Origin of the sequence: Streptomyces sp. NPDC015127, from assembly GCF_043080095.1 — a bacterium.
GTDB lineage: Bacteria > Actinomycetota > Actinomycetes > Streptomycetales > Streptomycetaceae > Streptomyces.
The window spans coordinates 282,628-300,763 of sequence record NZ_JBIBVE010000009.1 but is presented as its reverse complement, the minus strand read 5'-3'; the positions used below and the strand labels follow the sequence as shown (position 1 = coordinate 300,763).

Here is an 18,136-nt window from a genome sequence, read left to right as displayed (position 1 = left end):
CCTGTCCCTCCGCACCCTGAGTGGAATAGACTCAACTTTGTGTACGTTGACGGAGTCAGCGTTGGGGAGAGCCCATCAGCAAGGAGGAGAGAGGGCACGTGGACGCCGAGCTGACCAACAAGAGCCGTGACGCGATCAACGCGGCCAGCAACCGGGCCGTACAGGACGGGCACGCCGACCTGACCGCGGCGCACCTGCTGCTCGCGCTCCTGGCGGGCCAGGAGAACGAGAACATCACCGACCTGCTGGCCGCCGTCGACGCCGACCAGGCCGCCGTCCGGTCCGCTGCCGAGCGCCTCCTCGCGTCGCTGCCCAGCGTCACCGGCTCCACCGTCGCGCCGCCGCAGCCGAACCGGGAGCTGCTCGCCGTCATCGCCGACGCCGCGCAGCGCGCCAAGGAGCTGGGCGACGACTATGTCTCCACCGAGCACCTTCTCATCGGCATCGCCGCCAAGGGCGGGCAGGCCGGAGAAGTACTGGCCGGGCAGGGTGCCACGGACAGGAAGCTGCTGGACGCGTTCGAGAAGGCAAGAGGAGGGCGCCGGGTGACCACACCCGACCCCGAGGGTCAGTACAAGGCGCTGGAGAAGTTCGGCACGGACTTCACGGCCGCCGCCCGCGAGGGCAAGCTCGACCCGGTCATCGGCCGGGACCAGGAGATCCGCCGCGTCGTGCAGGTGCTGTCGCGGCGCACCAAGAACAACCCCGTGCTCATCGGCGAGCCCGGCGTCGGCAAGACCGCCGTCGTCGAGGGCCTCGCCCAGCGCATCGTCAAGGGCGACGTGCCCGAGTCGCTGCGCAACAAGCGGCTCGTCGCGCTCGACCTCGGCGCGATGGTCGCGGGCGCGAAGTACCGCGGTGAGTTCGAGGAGCGGCTGAAGACCGTGCTCTCCGAGATCAAGGCGAGCGACGGGCAGATCATCACCTTCATCGACGAGCTCCACACCGTCGTGGGCGCGGGCGCCGGCGGCGACTCCGCGATGGACGCCGGCAACATGCTCAAGCCCATGCTCGCCCGCGGCGAGCTGCGCATGGTCGGCGCCACCACCCTCGACGAGTACCGCGAGCGGATCGAGAAGGACCCGGCGCTGGAGCGGCGCTTCCAGCAGGTGCTGGTCGCCGAGCCGACGGTCGAGGACACCGTGGCGATCCTGCGCGGTCTCAAGGGCCGCTACGAGGCCCACCACAAGGTGCAGATCAACGACTCCGCGCTGGTCGCCGCCGCCACCCTCTCCGACCGGTACATCACCTCCCGCTTCCTGCCCGACAAGGCCATCGACCTCGTCGACGAGGCCGCCTCGCGGCTGCGCATGGAGATCGACTCCTCGCCCGTGGAGATCGACGAACTCCAGCGCGCCGTCGACCGTTTGCGCATGGAGGAGCTGGCGCTCAAGAACGAGTCCGACCCCGCCTCCGTGCAGCGCCTGGAGAAGCTGCGCCGCGACCTCGCCGACCGCGAGGAGGAGCTGCGCGGGCTGACCGCACGCTGGGAGAAGGAGAAGCAGGGCCTCAACCGCGTCGGTGAGCTCAAGGAGCGGCTGGACGACCTGCGCGGCCAGGCCGAGCGCGCCCAGCGCGACGGCGACTTCGACACCGCGTCCAAGCTGCTCTACGGGGAGATCCCAGCCCTGGAGCGCGACCTGGAGGCCGCGTCCGAGGCCGAGGAGGAGGCGTCCAAGGACACCATGGTCAAGGAGGAGGTCGGCCCGGACGACATCGCGGACGTGGTCGGCTCCTGGACCGGCATCCCGGCGGGCCGCCTCCTTGAGGGCGAGACGCAGAAGCTGCTGCGCATGGAGCAGGAGCTCGGACGGCGGCTGATCGGGCAGGGCGAGGCGGTGCGGGCCGTGTCGGACGCGGTCCGGCGTACGCGCGCGGGCATCGCCGACCCGGACCGGCCGACCGGCTCGTTCCTCTTCCTCGGCCCCACCGGTGTGGGCAAGACCGAGCTGGCGAAGGCGCTCGCCGACTTCCTCTTCGACGACGAGCGGGCGATGGTCCGCATCGACATGTCGGAGTACGGCGAGAAGCACACCGTCGCCCGTCTGGTCGGCGCGCCCCCCGGCTACGTCGGCTACGAGGAGGGCGGCCAGCTCACCGAGGCCGTGCGGCGCCGCCCGTACAGCGTGGTGCTGCTGGACGAGGTGGAGAAGGCCCATCCCGAGGTCTTCGACGTCCTGCTCCAGGTCCTCGACGACGGACGGCTGACCGACGGCCAGGGCCGGACGGTGGACTTCCGCAACACCATCCTGATCCTGACGTCCAACCTCGGCAGCCAGTACCTGGTGGAGCCTCTGACCAGTGCCGAGCAGAAGAAGCAGCAGGTGCTGGAGGTGGTGCGGGCCACCTTCAAGCCGGAGTTCCTCAACCGCCTCGACGACCTGGTGGTCTTCTCCGCCCTGTCGAAGGACGAGCTGGCGCACATCGCCCGGCTCCAGATCGACCGGCTGGCCCGCCGCCTCGCCGAGCGCAGGCTCACCCTCGACGTCACCCCGGCGGCGCTGGAATGGCTCGCCGACGAGGGCAACGACCCGGCGTACGGCGCCCGGCCGCTGCGCCGGCTGATCCAGACGGCGATCGGCGACCGCCTCGCGAAGGAGATCCTCGCGGGGGAGGTCAGGGACGGCGACACGGTGCGGGTGGACCGCTTCGAGGACGGGCTGATCGTGGGAGCGGCGCAGTAAGGCGCACAGGGCTCCGGGGGTGAAAACCCCCGGGCCGATCAGCTCGCAGCGGATCGCGCGCGGCGGGGCTTGCCACGCCCCCGCGGGAATGGGAGAGGATGGCGGCATCCGTACGAAGGGAAATACACGGTGACCATCGATCCGTCCTCGATTCCGAATTTCGGGGGCCAGCCCCAGCCCCAGGCCGCAGGACCGGCGGGCCCCGTCGTTCCCGACCAGGACCTGGTCAAGCAGCTGCTCGAGCAGATGGAGCTGAAGTACGTCGTCGACGACGAGGGTGACCTCGCGGCGCCGTGGGAGGACTTCCGCACGTACTTCATGTTCCGCGGCGAGAACGAGCAGCAGGTCTTCTCGGTGCGGACGTTCTACGACCGTCCGCACGCGGTCGAGGACAGGGCGAAGCTCCTCGACACCATCGACGACTGGAACCGCCGCACCCTGTGGCCGAAGGTCTACACGCACCTGCACGAGGACGAGGAGACGAAGGAGAAGTCCCTCCGCCTCATCGGTGAGGCGCAGATGCTGATCGGCACCGGCGTCAGCCTGGAGCACTTCGTGTCGTCCACAGTCAGCTGGGTGCGCGCGTCGATCGAGTTCGACCGTTTCGTCGTCGACCAGTTCGGCCTCGAGAAGGCCGAGGACGCCGGCGAGGACAAGCCGGCCGACGAGTCCTGACACGTCGCAGACACAAGGGCCCGGCGGGAGACCTCCCGCCGGGCCCTTGCGCGTACCGCCGCGCTCAGACGGCCAGGGACTTCAGCCGCGCGACCGCGTCCTCGAGGACCTCCGTGCGCTTGCAGAACGCGAACCGCACGAACGGGGCGCCCTGCTCGCGGTGGTCGTAGAAGACCGCGTTCGGGATGGCGACGACCCCGCACCGCTCGGGGAGCGAGCGGCAGAACGCGAAGCCGTCCGACTCGCCGAGCGGGCGGATGTCGGTCGTCACGAAGTACGTCCCCGCCGGGCGGTACACGGTGAAACCGGCGGCCGCGAGCCCCGCGCTCAGCACATCGCGCTTGGCGCGCAGATCGGCGCGCAGGCCCTCGTAGTACGCGTCCGGCAGCCGCAGCGCCTCCGCGACCGCGTACTGGAAGGGCCCCGCCGACACGTACGTCAGGAACTGCTTGGCCGAGCGGACCGCGCTCACCAGCTCGGGCGCCCCCGTCACCCAGCCGACCTTCCAGCCGGTGAACGAAAATGTCTTGCCCGCACTGGAGATGGTGACGGTCCGCTCGCGCATCCCGGGGAAGGACGCGAGCGGCACGTGCTCGCCGTCGAAGACGAGGTGCTCGTAGACCTCGTCCGTGACCACCAGCAGATCCCGTTCCACGGCGAGGTCCGCGATCGCCGCGAGTTCGTCGCGGGTGAGGACCGTGCCGGTCGGGTTGTGCGGCGTGTTGAGCAGGATCAGCCGGGTGCGGGGGGTCACCGCGTCGCGCAGTTCGTCGAGGTCGAGCCGGTAGGCGCCGTCGTGGGGGCGCAGGGTCACCGGCACCCGTGTACCGCCCGCCATGGCGATGCAGGCGGCGTACGAGTCGTAGTACGGCTCCAGGGCGATCACCTCGTCGCCCGGCTCCACCAGTGCCAGCAGCGCGGCCGCGATCGCCTCGGTGGCACCCGCGGTGACCAGCACCTCTGTGTCGGGGTCGTGGACGAGCCCGTAGCGGCGGCTTTGGTGGTCGGCGACCGCTGTGCGCAGCTCGGGGACGCCGGGGCCGGGCGGGTACTGGTTGCCGCGTCCGTCGCGCAGTGCCCGGACGGCCGCCTCCCTGACCTCCTCGGGGCCGTCGGTGTCGGGGAAGCCCTGCCCGAGGTTGATCGACCCGGTTTTGGCCGCCAGGGCGGACATCTCGGCGAAGATCGTGGTGCCGAACTCCGCCAGCCTGCGGTTCAGCAGCGGTCGTGATCCCGGTTCGCGTCCTGTCATGGGCGCCATCCTGGGCCGAACCTCTGGACTTGCTCAAGTCGGCTTTGGGTCCGCAAGGGCGGGGGCATCCCCCTGTCACGCAGGTGAGCACCACAGGAACACGACCAAGAGGAAGCGGTCGCGCAGCGTCGCGGGGGACTCTCCGCCAGAGCCTTGGGCCTGGGAGGTGCCCGCGTCGGGGGAACGAGAAGGACGGTGGGTGTGATGGCGGTTTTCGGTGCGGTGGCCCTCGTGGCGATCATCGGCCTGGTGCTGGTGATATCCAGCAGGAGCACGGCGAAGGCGAAGGCCGGCGGCAAGAGGCGCCGCAGCGGCAGCGGCAGTGGCAGCGACGGTTCGATCAGCTGGTGGGCGGGCGGTGACGGCGGCGGCTCCTCGTCGTGCGGCAGCGGCTCGTCCTCGTGCGGGAGCAGCTCCTCGTCGTGCGGGGGTGGCGGCGGGGGTGGATGTGGCGGAGGCAGCTGACACGGGGCAGCTGGTCCGCGACCGGTGAAGGTGCCCGGCGGGTGAACTCCCGCCGGGTGCCTTCTCGTTGGTTCTTCGCAACACAAGTGCCCGGTGACGGGCGGCACTTCACGTGCCCGACGCGCGCCGTTTTTCGTTGAACAGGTGAACCGGCTGGCCCCCTAGGGGATGGAAACCATGCCAAGTTGGGTAAAAACGCTGCGGTTGTCGCGTAGTTCGTGATTCCCTCACTGTGGAACCTGTTGGATCCATCCAGCCCTCGGACCTTCTGTGGACCCGAGCAGGCCACCCCCCATGTCGTGCGCCCCGTCTCCGGGGTGCCAGGTCCACGTGTCCACCCCGCCGAAGCGCGTATGCGGAGCCGACCCATGCTCACGACCATCGATACCGCCTACACCGACACCCGTGCCGACGACCTCGCCTGGGCGCTCGGCCGGGAGCCGCTGCCCGCCCTCGCCGTCCTCGACGTCGAACTGTCAGGTGCCAAGCTCCAGTTGCGACTGCTCGGAGCGTCCCATCAGGTGCTGCTCGACCAGGACGACGGCTCGTGCTCGGAGACCGTCGCCTGCATCCCGGGCAGCAGCACGCCGCTGCCGCTCGGGGTGGCCAAGCGGCTCGGCGACTGGGATTACGAGTTCGCCGCGCGGGTCGAGACGCTGCCGGGGCAGTCGTTCGCCGGCCGGGCCCAGGAACTGCTCGCACTGGTGGCCGACCATCCCCACGGCCTCGCGGGCACCTTTCCCGGCTCGCCGCACGCCTTCACCGCCATGCTGGCCCAACGCGGCGAGGGCCAGGTGCGCTGGCGCACCTGGCACGCCTATCCGCAGGAGGGCCGCCTCGTGGTCACCCGTACGCGGATCGGTGTGCTGCACCACAGCCAGCGCCCGGAGCGCCGCAGCGGCCGTGCCGCCCTGTAGTCAACACCTGTGGGTGACAAGGTGGACACGGTGTGTGACGTAGCGTTACGGGGATGATCGACCGGCAGCTCACGTCCCCGCCCCGCACCGCGGCGGTGCTGCCCGTGCGCCCCGGCGCCGGGCGCTGTCTCGTCCTGGCCGCGGCCTTCGTCTGCGCCGCGTGCGGGCTGGTCTACGAGCTCGAACTGGTCGCGCTCGCCTCGTACCTGATCGGCGACTCCGTCACGCAGGCGTCCGTCGTGCTGTCCGTCATGGTCTTCGCGATGGGCGTGGGCTCGCTTCTCGCCAAGCGGCTGCGCTGCCGGGCCGCCGTCGGCTTCGGGGTGCTGGAGGCGGTGCTCGCGCTCGTCGGCGGCACCTCGGCGATGGTGCTGTACGCGGCCTTCGCCTGGGCGGGCGGCTCCCGCGTGGCGCTTGTGGCCTTCTCCCTGGCCATCGGAGTGCTCATCGGGGCCGAGATTCCGCTGCTGATGACCCTCATCCAGCGTGTCTCCCGGCGGGACGCGGAGGGCACCGTCGCCGACCTGTTCGCCGCCGACTATGTCGGCGCGCTGGTGGGCGGACTCGCCTTCCCCTTCCTGCTGCTGCCCTGGCTCGGCGAACTGACGGGCGCGCTCGTGACCGGCGCGGTCAACTCCGTGGCGGGGGCCGTGCTCGTGCTGTGGCTGTTCCGCGGAGAGATGTCGGCGCGCTGGCGGCTGCGGCTCCTCGTGCTCAATGGGGTGGTCCTCGCCCTGCTCGGCCTGGCGACCGCGCTCGTCGGCGACTTCGAGCAGGCCGCACGCCGCGCCGTCTACGGCGACCAGGTGCGGGTCGCCGTGCACACCGGCGTGCAGGAGGTCGTCCTCACCGGCCGGCCCTCCCGCGCGCCCGACCTGTTCATCGACGGGCTGCTGAAGGTGCGCGGCCGCGACGAGCACCACTACCACGAAGCGCTCGTCCACCCGGCGATGAACGGGCCGCACGAGCGCGTGCTGATCCTCGGCGGCGGCGACGGCCTCGCCGCCCGCGAGGTGCTGGGTTACGGGGACGTCGGCTCGGTGACGATCGTCGAACTGGACCCCGGGCTCGTGCGCCTCGCCCGCACCGACCCCGCCCTCGCCGCGCTCAACCGCCACGTCCACGACGACCCGAGGCTGCGCGTGGTCACGGCGGACGCCTTCTCCTGGCTCCGCGGCGCGCACCAGGAGCGGTACGACGTGATCGTCTCGGACCTTCCCGACCCCGGTATCACCGCCGGCGCCAAGCTGTACTCACTGGAGTTCTACGGTCTCGCCCGCCGGCTCCTCGCGCCGGGCGGACGCCTCGCCGTCCACGCGGGCCCCGCCTCCCGGCCGCACACGTACTGGACGGTCGACGCGACGCTGCGGGCGGCCGGGTTCTCCACCGCCGCGTACCTCGACGGAGATCCCGGCCCGGGGACCGGGCGCGGGGGCACCGGGCTCGACCGGTTCCGGGACAGCAGCGTGACCGCGGCCGAGCGGGGCTTCCTGCTCGCCTCGGCGGACCGTGCCCCGCGGCTCGCGCTGGACCCCGGTGTGCCGTCGCTGCGCTCGCCGCTCGCGGACGAGCTCGCGGCGTACGGGCGGGCGGCCGAGCGCACCCGGGTGCCGGGGCTCGAACCGTCCACGCTGGTGCGCCCCCGCTACATCCGCTGATACGCCCGCTGAGCAGCCGCGCGCGTGCCCCGCCTGCCGTACCACGCCGACGAACCGGCGCGCGGAGGCAGACGCGGCGCGCCCGGCTGAGTAGGCTCGGCTCCCATGGAGCATGAGGTGTTCGTACCGGTTCCGGCTGAGACCCTCCGACAGGTGCTGCGGGACCCTGCCCGGGTCGCCCGCTGCGTTCCGGGGCTCCAGAGGGACGCCGACGAGGCGGCGGGACCGCTCACCGGCAGACTCAAGGTCCGGGTCGGCAGCCACAGCATCACCTACCGCGGCGCCCTGCGCCTCGTGGAGCAGGAGCGCGTCTTCGCGGTCGAGGGCGAAGGCGTGGAGGCGCGCGGCAGCGGCGCGGTGAAGATCGCGCTGACGGTCCGCCCGGAGCCGGCCGACGGCGGTACGACGGTGACGTTCAGCGGCTCGGTGACGGCCGAGGGCCGGCTCGCGGACCTCGACGAGTCCGCGCGGACGTCCGCCGCCCACCGTCTGCTGGACCGGTTCGCCGAGGCGCTCGTGGCCGTGGCCTTCGAGGAGACGGACGCATCTCCCGCGCGCCCGTCCGACGACGCATCCGACGACGGCGGGTCTGCTGAGGAGGCGTCCGCCTCGGGACCGGCCGCGGCGGATGCCGAGGCGGCCGGGACCCCGGAGGAGCCCTCCCGGCCGGAGTCCGCCGAGCCCGGCGCCGCTCCCTCCGTCTTCGACGCACCGGTGCCCCCGCCGTCGCTCGGCCCGGACGCCGAGGACGAGTTCGCCGATCTCGATGCCGCCGCGGAGGACGCCCTCGACGCCGACCCCATTTCCCCCATGTCCCCCGCCGGCGAGGACGAGCTCGACGATCTCGACGGTCTCGACGACATCGACGAGCTGGACGGTCTCGACGACATCGACGGTCTGGACGAGCTGTCGGGCGTGCCCGAGGAACCCGCCGCCGAGGCGGCCCATGCGCGGCGCACCATGATCGGCCGGAGCGCCGAGGAGGTCGACCACGCGCCCCCGCGCGGCCGTTACGCGCCGACGCCGGGCCCCGACGCGTCCGGCTCCGGCGCCACCCTGCGGTGGATCGCGCCCGCCGCGGCTCTCGCGCTCGCCTCCGCGGTCGTCGTCGGCCGTGTGCTGCGCCGCCGCAAGTAGTGCGGGCTAGTGTCGTCGTGTGAGTAGCGAAGAGAGCGTCCGGCTGGGCGCCGGCGACGTCGAGTTGACCGTGCATCCGACGAACGGCTGCCGTATCGGAAGCCTGCGCGTCGGCGGCACCGAGGTGCTGCGCCAGGGGGAGCGGTACGGCTCGTTCCCCATGGTCCCCTGGTGCGGCCGCACCAGGGACGGACAGTTCCGCAACGGGGACGTCGTCCATCAACTCCCGCTCAACGCGGGCCCCCACGCCATCCACGGCACCGGCCGCGACACGGCCTGGCGCACCGCGACGGCGGGCAAGAGCGAGGCCGCGTTCACCTATGACCTCGCCGAGCCCTGGCCGTACACCGGCAGGGTCACGCAGACCTTCGAGCTGACGCCGGAGTCGCTGACCCTCGTGATGGGCGTGGAGACGTACGGGAATTCGTTCCCCGCCCAGGCCGGCTGGCACCCCTGGTTCCTGCGCAACCTCGGTGGCGGCGAGGACGTGCGCGTCGACTTCGCGGCGGCGTGGCAGGAGGAGCGCGGCGAGGACCACCTGCCGACGGGACGCCGCATCGACCCGCTGCCCGGACCGTGGGACGACTGCTTCGGCATGCCCGACGGCGTGTCGGTCACGCTGACGTGGCCGGGGCAGCTGGAGCTGACGGTGGCGAGCCGCGCCGAGTGGGTGGTGATCTACGACGAGCAGGCCGAGGCGGTCTGTGTGGAACCGCAGTCCGGCCCGCCGAACGGTCTGAACACCCACCCCGAATTCGTGACCCCGATCGAGCCGCTGGAGGTCGCGACGACCTGGACCTGGCGGCGGCTCCAGCCGGACAGCGCCTAAGCTCATGGCATGACTGACGTACGTGCTGAGCTGCTCCAGCAGATCAAGGACAAGGCCGTGGTGCACGGCAAGGTGACCCTCTCCTCGGGCATCGAGGCCGACTGGTACATCGATCTGCGCCGGATCACGCTCGACGGCGAGGCCGCGCCCATGGTCGGCCAGGTCATGCTCGACGCCACCGCCCACCTGGACTACGACTGCGTCGGCGGTCTGACCCTGGGCGCCGACCCGGTGGCGACGTCGATGCTGCACGCCTCGGCCGCCCGCGGCCGGCGCCTCGACGCCTATGTCGTCCGCAAGGCCGGCAAGGCGCACGGCATGCAGCGCCGGATCGAGGGCACGGACGTGAAGGGCCGCCGCTGCCTCGTCGTCGAGGACGTCTCCACCACCGGCGGCTCCCCGCTGACGGCCGTCGAGGCGGTACGGGAGGCGGGCGGCGAGGTCGTCGCCGTCGCCGTGATCGTCGAGCGCGGCGCGGCCCCGAAGATCGCCGAGGCGGGGCTGCCGTACGTCAACGCGTACTCGCTCGACGAGCTCGGTCTCGCCTGAGCCGAGCCTGACCTGCACGGATGTCGAAGGGCGTCCTGTTTCACGTGAAACAGGACGCCCTTGGCGCATCTAGGTCCTGTCCGGCCGATCTTGCCGGGCTCGCGTGCCCTGGCTCCCCCGCAGCCTCCGGCGCGGGAGGTACCCCCACGCCCGTAGCCCTTCGGGCACGGGTGGGGGTCCCCCCGGCGAAGCCAGGGGGAGTGCCCCCAGCTGCGTTGTCGTCGGTCGCCAATGTCCCCCGTAGCCCTTCGGGCAACGGGGGAGGCTCCTCCCCCTACGCCTCCGGCGTGGGAGGTACCCCCACCTCCGCCTTGCATCTGCACGCACCAGACCCTCCCCCTACGCCCTGCGGGCGTGGGGGGACCCCCACTCACTGATCCGGCCTGATCGACCGGACAGGACTTGGGCACGGCGGGCTCTGTGGAGCCGGGCGGAGAGTCTGGAAAGATAGGCCGCGACGATGACGTCGCCCCCAGGTCAGGGCCAGCACCACACACCCGCACATCACAAGGAGCGGACATATGCCCATCGCGACTCCCGAGGTCTACAACGAGATGCTCGACCGGGCGAAGGCAGGCAAGTTCGCCTACCCGGCCATCAACGTGACTTCGTCGCAGACCCTGCACGCCGCCCTGCGTGGCTTCGCCGAGGCCGAGAGCGACGGCATCATCCAGATTTCCACCGGCGGAGCCGAGTTCCTGGGCGGCCAGCACAACAAGGACATGGTCACCGGCGCTGTCGCCCTGGCCGAGTTCGCGCACATCGTCGCGGCCAAGTACGACATCACCGTCGCGCTGCACACGGACCACTGCCCGAAGGACAAGCTGGACACCTACGTACGTCCGCTGCTCGACATCTCCGCCGAGCGGGTGAAGGCCGGGCGCAACCCGCTCTTCCAGTCCCACATGTGGGACGGCTCCGCCGAGACCCTCGCCGACAACCTGGCCATCGGCCAGGAGCTGCTGGCGCAGGCCGCCGCCGCCAAGATCATCCTTGAGGTCGAGATCACCCCGACCGGTGGCGAGGAGGACGGCGTTTCGCACGAGATCAACGACGAGCTGTACACCACCGTCGACGACGCGCTGCGCACCGCCGAGGCCCTCGGCCTGGGCGAGAAGGGCCGCTACCTGCTGGCCGCCTCCTTCGGCAACGTGCACGGCGTCTACAAGCCGGGCAACGTGGTGCTCCGTCCCGAGCTCCTCAAGGACCTCCAGCAGGGCGTCGGCGAGAAGTACGGCACGAACGCGCCGTTCGACTTCGTCTTCCACGGCGGCTCCGGCTCGACGGCCGAGGAGATCAGCACCGCGCTGGAGAACGGCGTCGTGAAGATGAACCTCGACACCGACACCCAGTACGCCTTCACGCGTCCTGTCGCGGCCCACATGTTCCAGAACTACGACGGCGTCCTGAAGGTCGACGGCGAGGTCGGCAACAAGAAGGCCTACGACCCGCGCAGCTGGGGCAAGCTGGCCGAGGCGGGCATGGCCAAGCGTGTGGTCGAGGCCTGTGCGGCCCTGCGCTCCACCGGCACCCGGATCAAGTAGGCCACGGGGGAGGGCCCGGCACCGTACGCGGTGCCGGGCCCTTCTCCTTGCGCGGACTCACCGCCCGGGCATCAGGTCCCGGCCGCCAGGGTGGGCAGGTGCTGGTTGCCGTCCGCCCAGGTCGCGGTCATCACCAGCGCGGAGATGCGCCACTCCCCGGCCGTACGGACCAAGGTGAAGCGGTACGTGCCCCCGAGCGTCCACAGCGGCGAGCCGTGCGGGGTGGCCAGGCGGTGGGTGGCCTGGAACGCCGCGGTGCAGACGGCGGTGTCGCCCTCGATGTCCACCAGGTGGTTGGTGACGAGGTGCTGGGTGGCGTCGTAGCCGCCCAGCGCGCTCTTCCAGCCGGCCACGATCTCGGCCGGCGTCAGCTCGACGGGCTCGCCTCCGTTGAGGCTGGTGTAGTCGAGGGCGACCTTCTCGGCGAAGATCCCGGCCAGCCGGTCCCACTCCCGCTGATCGGCGTGCCACGCCATCCGGGTGCAGGTCTCGACGACGGCCAGGCGGTCCTCAACGCTCACGGTCGTGTGCTCCTTCGTTCGTAGACGACACGGTCGACCAGCCGCTCCGGCTGCCCGGGCGGGGTGAAGTACAAGTCGATCGTGTGGCGGTCGTCGGACCGGATGCTGATGACGGTCCGCATGGGGATGGTCCTGCCCACGTATTCGGGGCCGAGTACGCCCGGGTCGGTGAACTCCCCCGGGATCGAGATCGTGGACGTCGGCGCGGTCTCCGGCATGCCCCGGTAGGTCATGGTCGTCGGTGTGACGCTGTCGAAGGTGGTCCACTCGTACCGCTTGTCGATGTTCGAGTAGCCGAGAACACCCAGGCGGAAGTACGGCCGGCCGGCGAGCGTGCCCCGGGTCTCCTCGGAGAGGAAGCGTCCACCGGTCCTCTTGATCCACCGCACGGTGACGACCATGTCGGTGGAGACCACCGGCTTGCCGCCCTCGCCGAGGAGCCAGTTGGTCTTGGTGGCCTTCCACGTGCCGACGAGCGGATCGAGCCGCATGTGCGCGGGTCCCGGTGTCAGGGTGTCGTTCTGCGCGGCCGCGGCGGTCGCCGTGGTCTGGGCAGCGGTCGCGGTCGTCGTGGTCGTGGCGGTCGCCGACGGTGCGAAGGCCAGGCCGAGGACCGCGGCCGGCACCACGACCCGGCGCAGCAGCCGGCGCCCGTTCACCGCAGCGTCCTGGCGAAGTGCGCGTCGGCCGCGTCCACTGCCGTCGTCACCTGGGGCTCCTGGTCGTAGAAGTCGAACTGGGTGCCCTCGGTCCACAGCAGCTCCTTGGGGCCGGCCAGACCCGCGTGGAAGCGCCGGGCGCCGTCCGGGATGGCCGCCTCCTCGCTGTGCACGAGCAGGGTGGGCGCGCTGATCGCGGGGGCGAGCGCCACGGAGTCGAAGGTCAGCCACTCCTTCCAGGCCATCACGGCGAACCGGTTGGGCCAGGCGGGGACGGCCCCGCGTTCGGGGTTCAGATAGAAGTCGATCTCGTACGGCATCGGGGCCCGCTCGTCGGTCGCGCTGACCACCGGCACGTAGTCGACCTCGCCGGTGGCCTCGTACCGGGCGCGCGCCTCCTCGCCGGCGGCGATCTTGGCGCGCACCGCCTCCGGTCCTCCGTACGCCTCCTCGCAGATCGCCGGGTCGTGCAGCCACGGCGCCACCAGGGCGAGCGCCTTGACCCGGTCGTCGGCGGCGGCGTTGGCGGACATGTACATCGCGGCGGCGCAGATGCCGAGCGCGCCCAGCCGTTCGCCGTCCACGGCCGGGTGTCCGGCGAGGAACGTCACCGCGTGGCGGATGTCGTCGATCTTGCGGCGGGGTGACTCGGCGTCCCGGGGCTCGCCCTCGGACGCGCCGAAGCCCGTGAAGTCGAAGGACAGGGCCGCGTAGCCGCGCTCGGCCAGCCGCTCGGCATAGCGGTCGGCCATCAGCTCCTTCACGCTCGTCCACGTACCGGCCACGACCACGCCCGGCAGCGGCCGGTCCCCGCCGCCGGGCGACTGCGCGGTGTCGGGAAGGTAGAGATGGCCCGCCAGCTTCGCCTCGCCGCTCGCGAAGCTCACGTTCTCGCACTGTGGCACAGGTGCCCCCCTCGTCCTTAAATGCCGGGAAATGCCGTCTCGGATGACGGCCTGGGACGAGCATGCGGGCCAACTCGCTGGTACTGGTGGGGTGTTCGGATGCACGATCACGCAGTGCAGAAAGACACGGGGGGATGTATGTGTCGAGATACGGAGAAAATCCATCCGGACGAACCGGCCGTCCTGTGCCAGGCGGGCTTGGCGGCCTACCGCGCGGCCCTCGCCCACGGGTCGGCCCTGGCCCCGGTCCCCGAGTGCGTACGCGAGCTGGGCCTGCTCCGTCCCCACGGCGACGATCCGGACGTGTACGTCCCCGTTCCGCCGGACGTCGCGGCCCATCGCCTCGGCAGGCCCGTCGAGCGGGCCCTCCTCGAAGGCCAGCAGTGGCTGCTGTCGCTGCGCGACTCCCTCGCCCCGGCGGAAAGGCTGTACCGCGAGGAGCAGCAGCGGGCCGTCTCACCGGTCCGCGTCCTGCGCGAACGCGGGGTCATCCGGGACACCCTGCGCACCCTGAGCGAGTCCTGCCGCCACGAGTTCCAGGCCGCGCAGCCCGGAGGTCCCCGGGACCCGGAGCGGCTCGCCGTGTCGCTGCCGGGGATGCTCGCGCTGCTCGGCCGCGGGGTCCGCTACCGCACCCTCTACCAGCACTCGGTCCGCACCCACGGCCCGACGCTCGACTTCATGGAGCAGGTCCAGGCGGCGGGCGGCCGGTTCCGCACCCTCGACGAACTCTTCGACCGGATGATCATCTACGACCGGGCCGTCGCCGTCGTCCGCGACCAGCGGTACTCGGCCACCGGCTACGCCCTGCTGATCGAGCACCCCGGAATCGCCGGCTTCCTCGCCGGTGTCTTCGACCATGCCTGGGCCCGGGCCGAGCCCGTCGCCCACGACGCCGCCCACGCACGTCCGGCGCCCCTGACCGACGAGAAGCGCCGCACCGTGCTGCGTCTGATGGTCGAGGGCCACACGGACGCGGGCATCGCGAGCCGCCTGGGCATGAGCCCCCGTACCGTCGCCACGCACATCAAGCGGGCCGCGGACCAGTTCGGCAGCCGGAGCAGGGCCCACCTCGCCTATCTGCTGGGAAAGTCGGACATCCTCGACTAGCCCGCGGTGACCGGGGCCGGGGCGAGGCGGGGGGAACGCGGGCGTCCTCGGCTGGCCCGCAGTGACCGGGGCCGGGAGGATGCCCGTATGGACATCAGGCTGTCCTCGGCCCAGGGGCGCTGGGTGGTCCTCACGACCGTCCTCGGTTCCGGTATGGCGTTCCTCGACTCGACCGTCGTCAACGTCGCCCTGCCCCGGATCGGCAGGGACCTCGACGCCGACCTGGCCGTCCTCCAGTGGACCGTCAACGCGTACATGCTCACGCTGGCCGGGCTCATCCTGCTCGGGGGAGCGCTCGGCGACCGCTACGGCCGGCGGCGGATCTTCGTGCTCGGCGTGGTCTGGTTCGCGATCGGCTCGCTGCTGTGCGGACTGGCCCCGAACGGCGGCGTGCTGGTCGCCGCCCGCGCCCTTCAGGGCATCGGCGGCGCGCTGCTCACCCCGGGGTCGCTGGCCCTCATCCAGGCGAGCTTCCATCCCGACGACCGGGCCCGCGCGGTCGGACTGTGGTCCGGGCTCGGCGGCGTCGGCGCAGCGATCGGACCGTTCGTCGGCGGCTGGCTGGTCGACGGGCCCGGCTGGCGCTGGGTCTTCCTGCTCAACGTGCCGCTCGCCGCCCTGTGCGTGCCCGTGGCGCTGCGGCACGTCCCCGAGTCGCGCGATCCGCAGGCGACGGGCCGCTTCGACGTCCTGGGCGCGGTGCTCGGCGCGGCGGCGCTGGGCCTGGTGACGTACGCGCTCATCGACGCGAAAGTGTGGCCGGGGCTCGTCGGCGCGCTCGTGGGCGCGGTCTTCGTCCTCGTCGAGCGGCGGCGGCCCGAGCCGATGCTGCCGCTGTCGATCTTCGCGATCCGGCAGTTCACCGCGGTCAACCTGGTGACGCTGTGCGTGTACGCGGCCTTCAGCGGGTTCTTCTTCCTCGTCGCGCTCCAGCTCCAGGTCGTCGCGGGCTACTCGGCGCTCGCCGCCGGTACGGCGCTGCTGCCGACCACCGTGCTGATGCTCCTGCTGTCGGCGAAGTCCGGGGAACTGGGCGAACGGATCGGGCCGCGCATCCCGCTGACCGTCGGCCCCCTGCTGTGCGCCGCCGGGACGATGCTGATGCTCCGGGTCGGCGAGGGCGCCTCGTACGTCATGGACGTGCTGCCCGCGATGGTGGTGATGGGCCTGGGCATGGTGATCCTGGTGGCGCCGCTGACCGCGACCGTGCTCGGGGCCGTGGACACCGGGCGGGCCGGGATCGCGAGCGGCATCAACAACGCGGCGGCCCGCGCGGCCGGGCTGCTCGCGGTGGCGGCGCTGCCGCTGCTGGCGGGCATGGGGCCGGAGGCGTACCGCTCGGCGGCGGAGTTCGGGGAGACGTTCCGGCGCGCGATCCCGATGTGCGCGGGGGTGCTGGTGGCGGGGGCCGTGGTCGCCTGGGCGACGGTGCGGGCGCCGTCGCCGGTCGAGGCGGCGGAGCGGGGGCAGCCGGAGTGCAGGATGAACTGCGGGGTGGCGGCGCCGCCGCTGGAGCCGCCGAGGGGGCGGGGGCGCCGCCCCGACGACGCGTGAGCCCCGTCGGGGCCGGTGCCGTCGGGGCTCCGCGCCTGCGGCCTGTCGGGGCTCCGCCGAACCCCGCGCTTGCGGTCCTGGCGGGGCTCCGCCCGAACCCCGCGCCTCGAACGCCGGCGGTTCCGGATTGGCCCCCGTGACTGGACTTGCCGTCAGCGCTTGAGTTCGGCGTAGGCCTCGTCGCTGCTGTCCTTCAGGAACTGCCAGCAGCGCTCCGCCTCCTCCGTCTCCTCGATCGCGCCCGCGGCGCGCGCGAGCGCGGCCAGGCAGCGCAGGAAGCCGCGGTTGGCGCGGTGGCTGAAGGGGATCGGGCCGTGGCCCTTCCAGCCCGCGCGGCGCAGGGCGTCGAGACCGCGGTGGTACCCCGTCCGGGCGTACGCGTAGGACTCCACCACGCGCCCCGCCTCGAAGGCGTCGTCGGCCAGCATGGCCCAGGCGAGCGAGAAGGTGGGGTGCGCGGCGGCGACCTGGGTGGGCGACGCGGACTCCTCGGCGAGCATCCGGTAGGCGTCTTCGTTCTCCGGCAGGTGAGTGGGGGGCGGGCCGCCGAGCAGGTTCTCGTGAAGGTTCATGCCTGAAGTCTGCCATCGGAGCTCCGCACCGGGACCGGGCTGTGGAACCGGTGGCCGGGACTGCCGGGTACGATCGCACACGCTGTCGATTTACCTGTTCGAAGCTGATGTACACCGCCGGAGAGAGTTCTGTCGTGGGCAAGCGCGCCGCCACCGCACGAGGGCGTGGACGTGGCCGTGGAGCCCCGTCCCGCCGGGGCCGGGCGCGTCGCCGTCCGCTCGCTCCGCTCCTCGTGCTCGGCCTGCTCGTCGGCGTCCTGTCCATCGGTGCCGGCGCCGCGATCGCGCACTGGCGCAGCGGTGGCACGGCCGCCGGGTCCGCGGCCCCGGCCGGGACGCCCCGCGCCGAACCGCTGATGTCCCCCGACACCTCCCCCTCGGCCGACCCCGAGCCGTCCGCCTCCGCGTCGCCGCGCCCCACCGTGTCCGCGTCGCCCAAGATGTCCCCGCCGGCGAGCGGGCCGCCGAGGGTGCCCGCGTCCGGGAAGGGGACGTTCACCGTCGCGCAGGCCACCGGCGCGGCGACCGGGACCGGGACGCTGCGCCGCTACAAGGTCGAGGTCGAGGACGGCATCGACCTGTCCGCGCGGCAGGCCGCGGCCGAGATCGAGGACATCCTCGCCCACCCGCGGGGCTGGGCCGCCCACGGCCGCGGCCGGTTCCAGCTCGTCTCCTCGAACGCCGACTTCGTCATCAGGATCGCCACCCCGGTCACCGCCGACCGGCTCTGCCTCGCCCAGGGCCTCAACACCCGCGGCGAGCTGAACTGCGAGACCGTCGAGGGCGTCGTCGTCAATCTGAAGCGGTGGATGCTGGGGTCGCCGACGTTCGCCGGGACGCCCGCCGAGTACCGGCACCTGATCATCAACCACGAGGTCGGGCACGAGATCGGCATCCGGCAGCACATGGGCTGTCCCGGGCCGGGACGGCCCGCGCCGGTGATGATGCAGCAGATCAAGGGCCTGAACGGCTGCGTCTCCAACGCCTGGCCCCACGACGAGGACGGGACGTATCTCACCGGCCCGCCCGCGTGAACCTCGTCTTATGATGCCGGTGGGGACCGGGGCCCACACCGATACAGGAAGGGGCGGACCGCTACCCGGAT

17 protein-coding genes are annotated in these 18,136 nt (G+C 72.1%); 12 read left to right on the top strand and 5 right to left on the bottom strand.

The window, feature by feature from the left end; genetic code table 11:
• The first annotated feature begins 98 nt into the window (after positions 1-98).
• Complete coding sequence (clpB, locus tag ACF08N_RS19985; RefSeq protein ID WP_392325949.1) at positions 99-2,684, top strand: ATP-dependent chaperone ClpB; 2,586 nt, start codon at positions 99-101, stop codon at positions 2,682-2,684.
• 129 nt (positions 2,685-2,813) lie between these two features.
• Positions 2,814-3,359, top strand: a complete 546-nt coding sequence (locus ACF08N_RS19980; RefSeq protein ID WP_392325948.1) for a YbjN domain-containing protein — start codon at positions 2,814-2,816, stop codon at positions 3,357-3,359.
• Positions 3,360-3,423: 64 nt separating this feature from the next.
• Here the strand turns inward: ACF08N_RS19980 and ACF08N_RS19975 are convergent, their stop codons facing one another.
• Positions 3,424-4,611 carry a pyridoxal phosphate-dependent aminotransferase gene (locus tag ACF08N_RS19975; protein WP_392325947.1) on the bottom strand — a complete coding sequence of 396 codons (1,188 nt, stop codon included), beginning with the start codon at positions 4,609-4,611 and terminating at the stop codon, positions 3,424-3,426.
• Positions 4,612-4,815: 204 nt separating this feature from the next.
• On the opposite strand from ACF08N_RS19975, the gene ACF08N_RS19970 reads away from it, so the two are divergent.
• The 7 genes from ACF08N_RS19970 (at position 4,816) to fbaA (ending at position 11,710) form a co-directional block, all read left to right on the top strand.
• Positions 4,816-5,076 carry a hypothetical protein gene (locus tag ACF08N_RS19970; protein WP_392325946.1) on the top strand — a complete coding sequence of 87 codons (261 nt, stop codon included), beginning with the start codon at positions 4,816-4,818 and terminating at the stop codon, positions 5,074-5,076.
• A gap of 368 nt (positions 5,077-5,444) precedes the next feature.
• Positions 5,445-5,993 (top strand): DUF2617 family protein, encoded by a 549-nt coding sequence (locus ACF08N_RS19965; RefSeq protein ID WP_392325945.1) that lies wholly within the window; start codon positions 5,445-5,447, stop codon positions 5,991-5,993.
• A gap of 53 nt (positions 5,994-6,046) precedes the next feature.
• Complete coding sequence (locus tag ACF08N_RS19960; RefSeq protein ID WP_392325944.1) at positions 6,047-7,651, top strand: polyamine aminopropyltransferase; 1,605 nt, start codon at positions 6,047-6,049, stop codon at positions 7,649-7,651.
• Between the two features lie 105 nt (positions 7,652-7,756).
• Positions 7,757-8,788, top strand: a complete 1,032-nt coding sequence (locus tag ACF08N_RS19955; RefSeq protein ID WP_392325943.1) for an SRPBCC domain-containing protein — start codon at positions 7,757-7,759, stop codon at positions 8,786-8,788.
• Positions 8,789-8,807: 19 nt separating this feature from the next.
• Positions 8,808-9,617 (top strand): aldose 1-epimerase, encoded by an 810-nt coding sequence (locus tag ACF08N_RS19950; RefSeq protein ID WP_392325942.1) that lies wholly within the window; start codon positions 8,808-8,810, stop codon positions 9,615-9,617.
• A gap of 9 nt (positions 9,618-9,626) precedes the next feature.
• Positions 9,627-10,166: an orotate phosphoribosyltransferase gene (gene pyrE, locus ACF08N_RS19945; RefSeq protein WP_392325941.1), complete on the top strand. Its 540-nt coding sequence runs from the start codon at positions 9,627-9,629 to the stop codon at positions 10,164-10,166.
• A 521-nt stretch (positions 10,167-10,687) separates the two neighbouring features.
• The gene (gene fbaA / locus ACF08N_RS19940) at positions 10,688-11,710 is read left to right on the top strand and encodes a class II fructose-bisphosphate aldolase (RefSeq protein WP_392325940.1); all 1,023 of its coding nucleotides are present in this window, start codon (positions 10,688-10,690) and stop codon (positions 11,708-11,710) included.
• 71 nt (positions 11,711-11,781) lie between these two features.
• Here fbaA and ACF08N_RS19935 read toward each other — a convergent pair whose 3' ends face one another.
• From ACF08N_RS19935 to ACF08N_RS19925, 3 genes are read right to left on the bottom strand one after another with little or no spacing between them, the layout of a single operon-like run.
• On the bottom strand, positions 11,782-12,231 hold the full coding sequence (locus ACF08N_RS19935) for a nuclear transport factor 2 family protein (RefSeq protein ID WP_392325939.1): 450 nt from the start codon (positions 12,229-12,231) through the stop codon (positions 11,782-11,784).
• Complete coding sequence (locus tag ACF08N_RS19930; protein ID WP_392325938.1) at positions 12,228-12,890, bottom strand: DUF1579 family protein; 663 nt, start codon at positions 12,888-12,890, stop codon at positions 12,228-12,230. The genes ACF08N_RS19935 and ACF08N_RS19930 overlap by 4 nt, the downstream gene beginning before the upstream one ends.
• Entirely contained in the window at positions 12,887-13,777 is an 891-nt protein-coding gene (locus ACF08N_RS19925) for an alpha/beta hydrolase (protein ID WP_392325937.1), read from the bottom strand. Before ACF08N_RS19925 ends, ACF08N_RS19930 begins: the two co-directional genes overlap by 4 nt.
• A gap of 156 nt (positions 13,778-13,933) precedes the next feature.
• On the opposite strand from ACF08N_RS19925, the gene ACF08N_RS19920 reads away from it, so the two are divergent.
• Together ACF08N_RS19920 and ACF08N_RS19915 are read left to right on the top strand one after the other, a co-directional pair.
• On the top strand, positions 13,934-14,905 hold the full coding sequence (locus ACF08N_RS19920; protein WP_392325936.1) for a LuxR C-terminal-related transcriptional regulator: 972 nt from the start codon (positions 13,934-13,936) through the stop codon (positions 14,903-14,905).
• A gap of 87 nt (positions 14,906-14,992) precedes the next feature.
• Entirely contained in the window at positions 14,993-16,459 is a 1,467-nt protein-coding gene (locus tag ACF08N_RS19915) for an MFS transporter (protein WP_392325935.1), read from the top strand.
• A 152-nt stretch (positions 16,460-16,611) separates the two neighbouring features.
• Here ACF08N_RS19915 and ACF08N_RS19910 read toward each other — a convergent pair whose 3' ends face one another.
• Positions 16,612-17,031: a DUF3151 domain-containing protein gene (locus tag ACF08N_RS19910; protein ID WP_392325934.1), complete on the bottom strand. Its 420-nt coding sequence runs from the start codon at positions 17,029-17,031 to the stop codon at positions 16,612-16,614.
• Between the two features lie 134 nt (positions 17,032-17,165).
• Here ACF08N_RS19910 and ACF08N_RS19905 point away from each other — a divergent pair, with 134 nt between their 5' ends.
• The gene (locus tag ACF08N_RS19905) at positions 17,166-18,065 is read left to right on the top strand and encodes a DUF3152 domain-containing protein (RefSeq protein ID WP_392325933.1); all 900 of its coding nucleotides are present in this window, start codon (positions 17,166-17,168) and stop codon (positions 18,063-18,065) included.
• Positions 18,066-18,136: the final 71 nt, after the last annotated feature.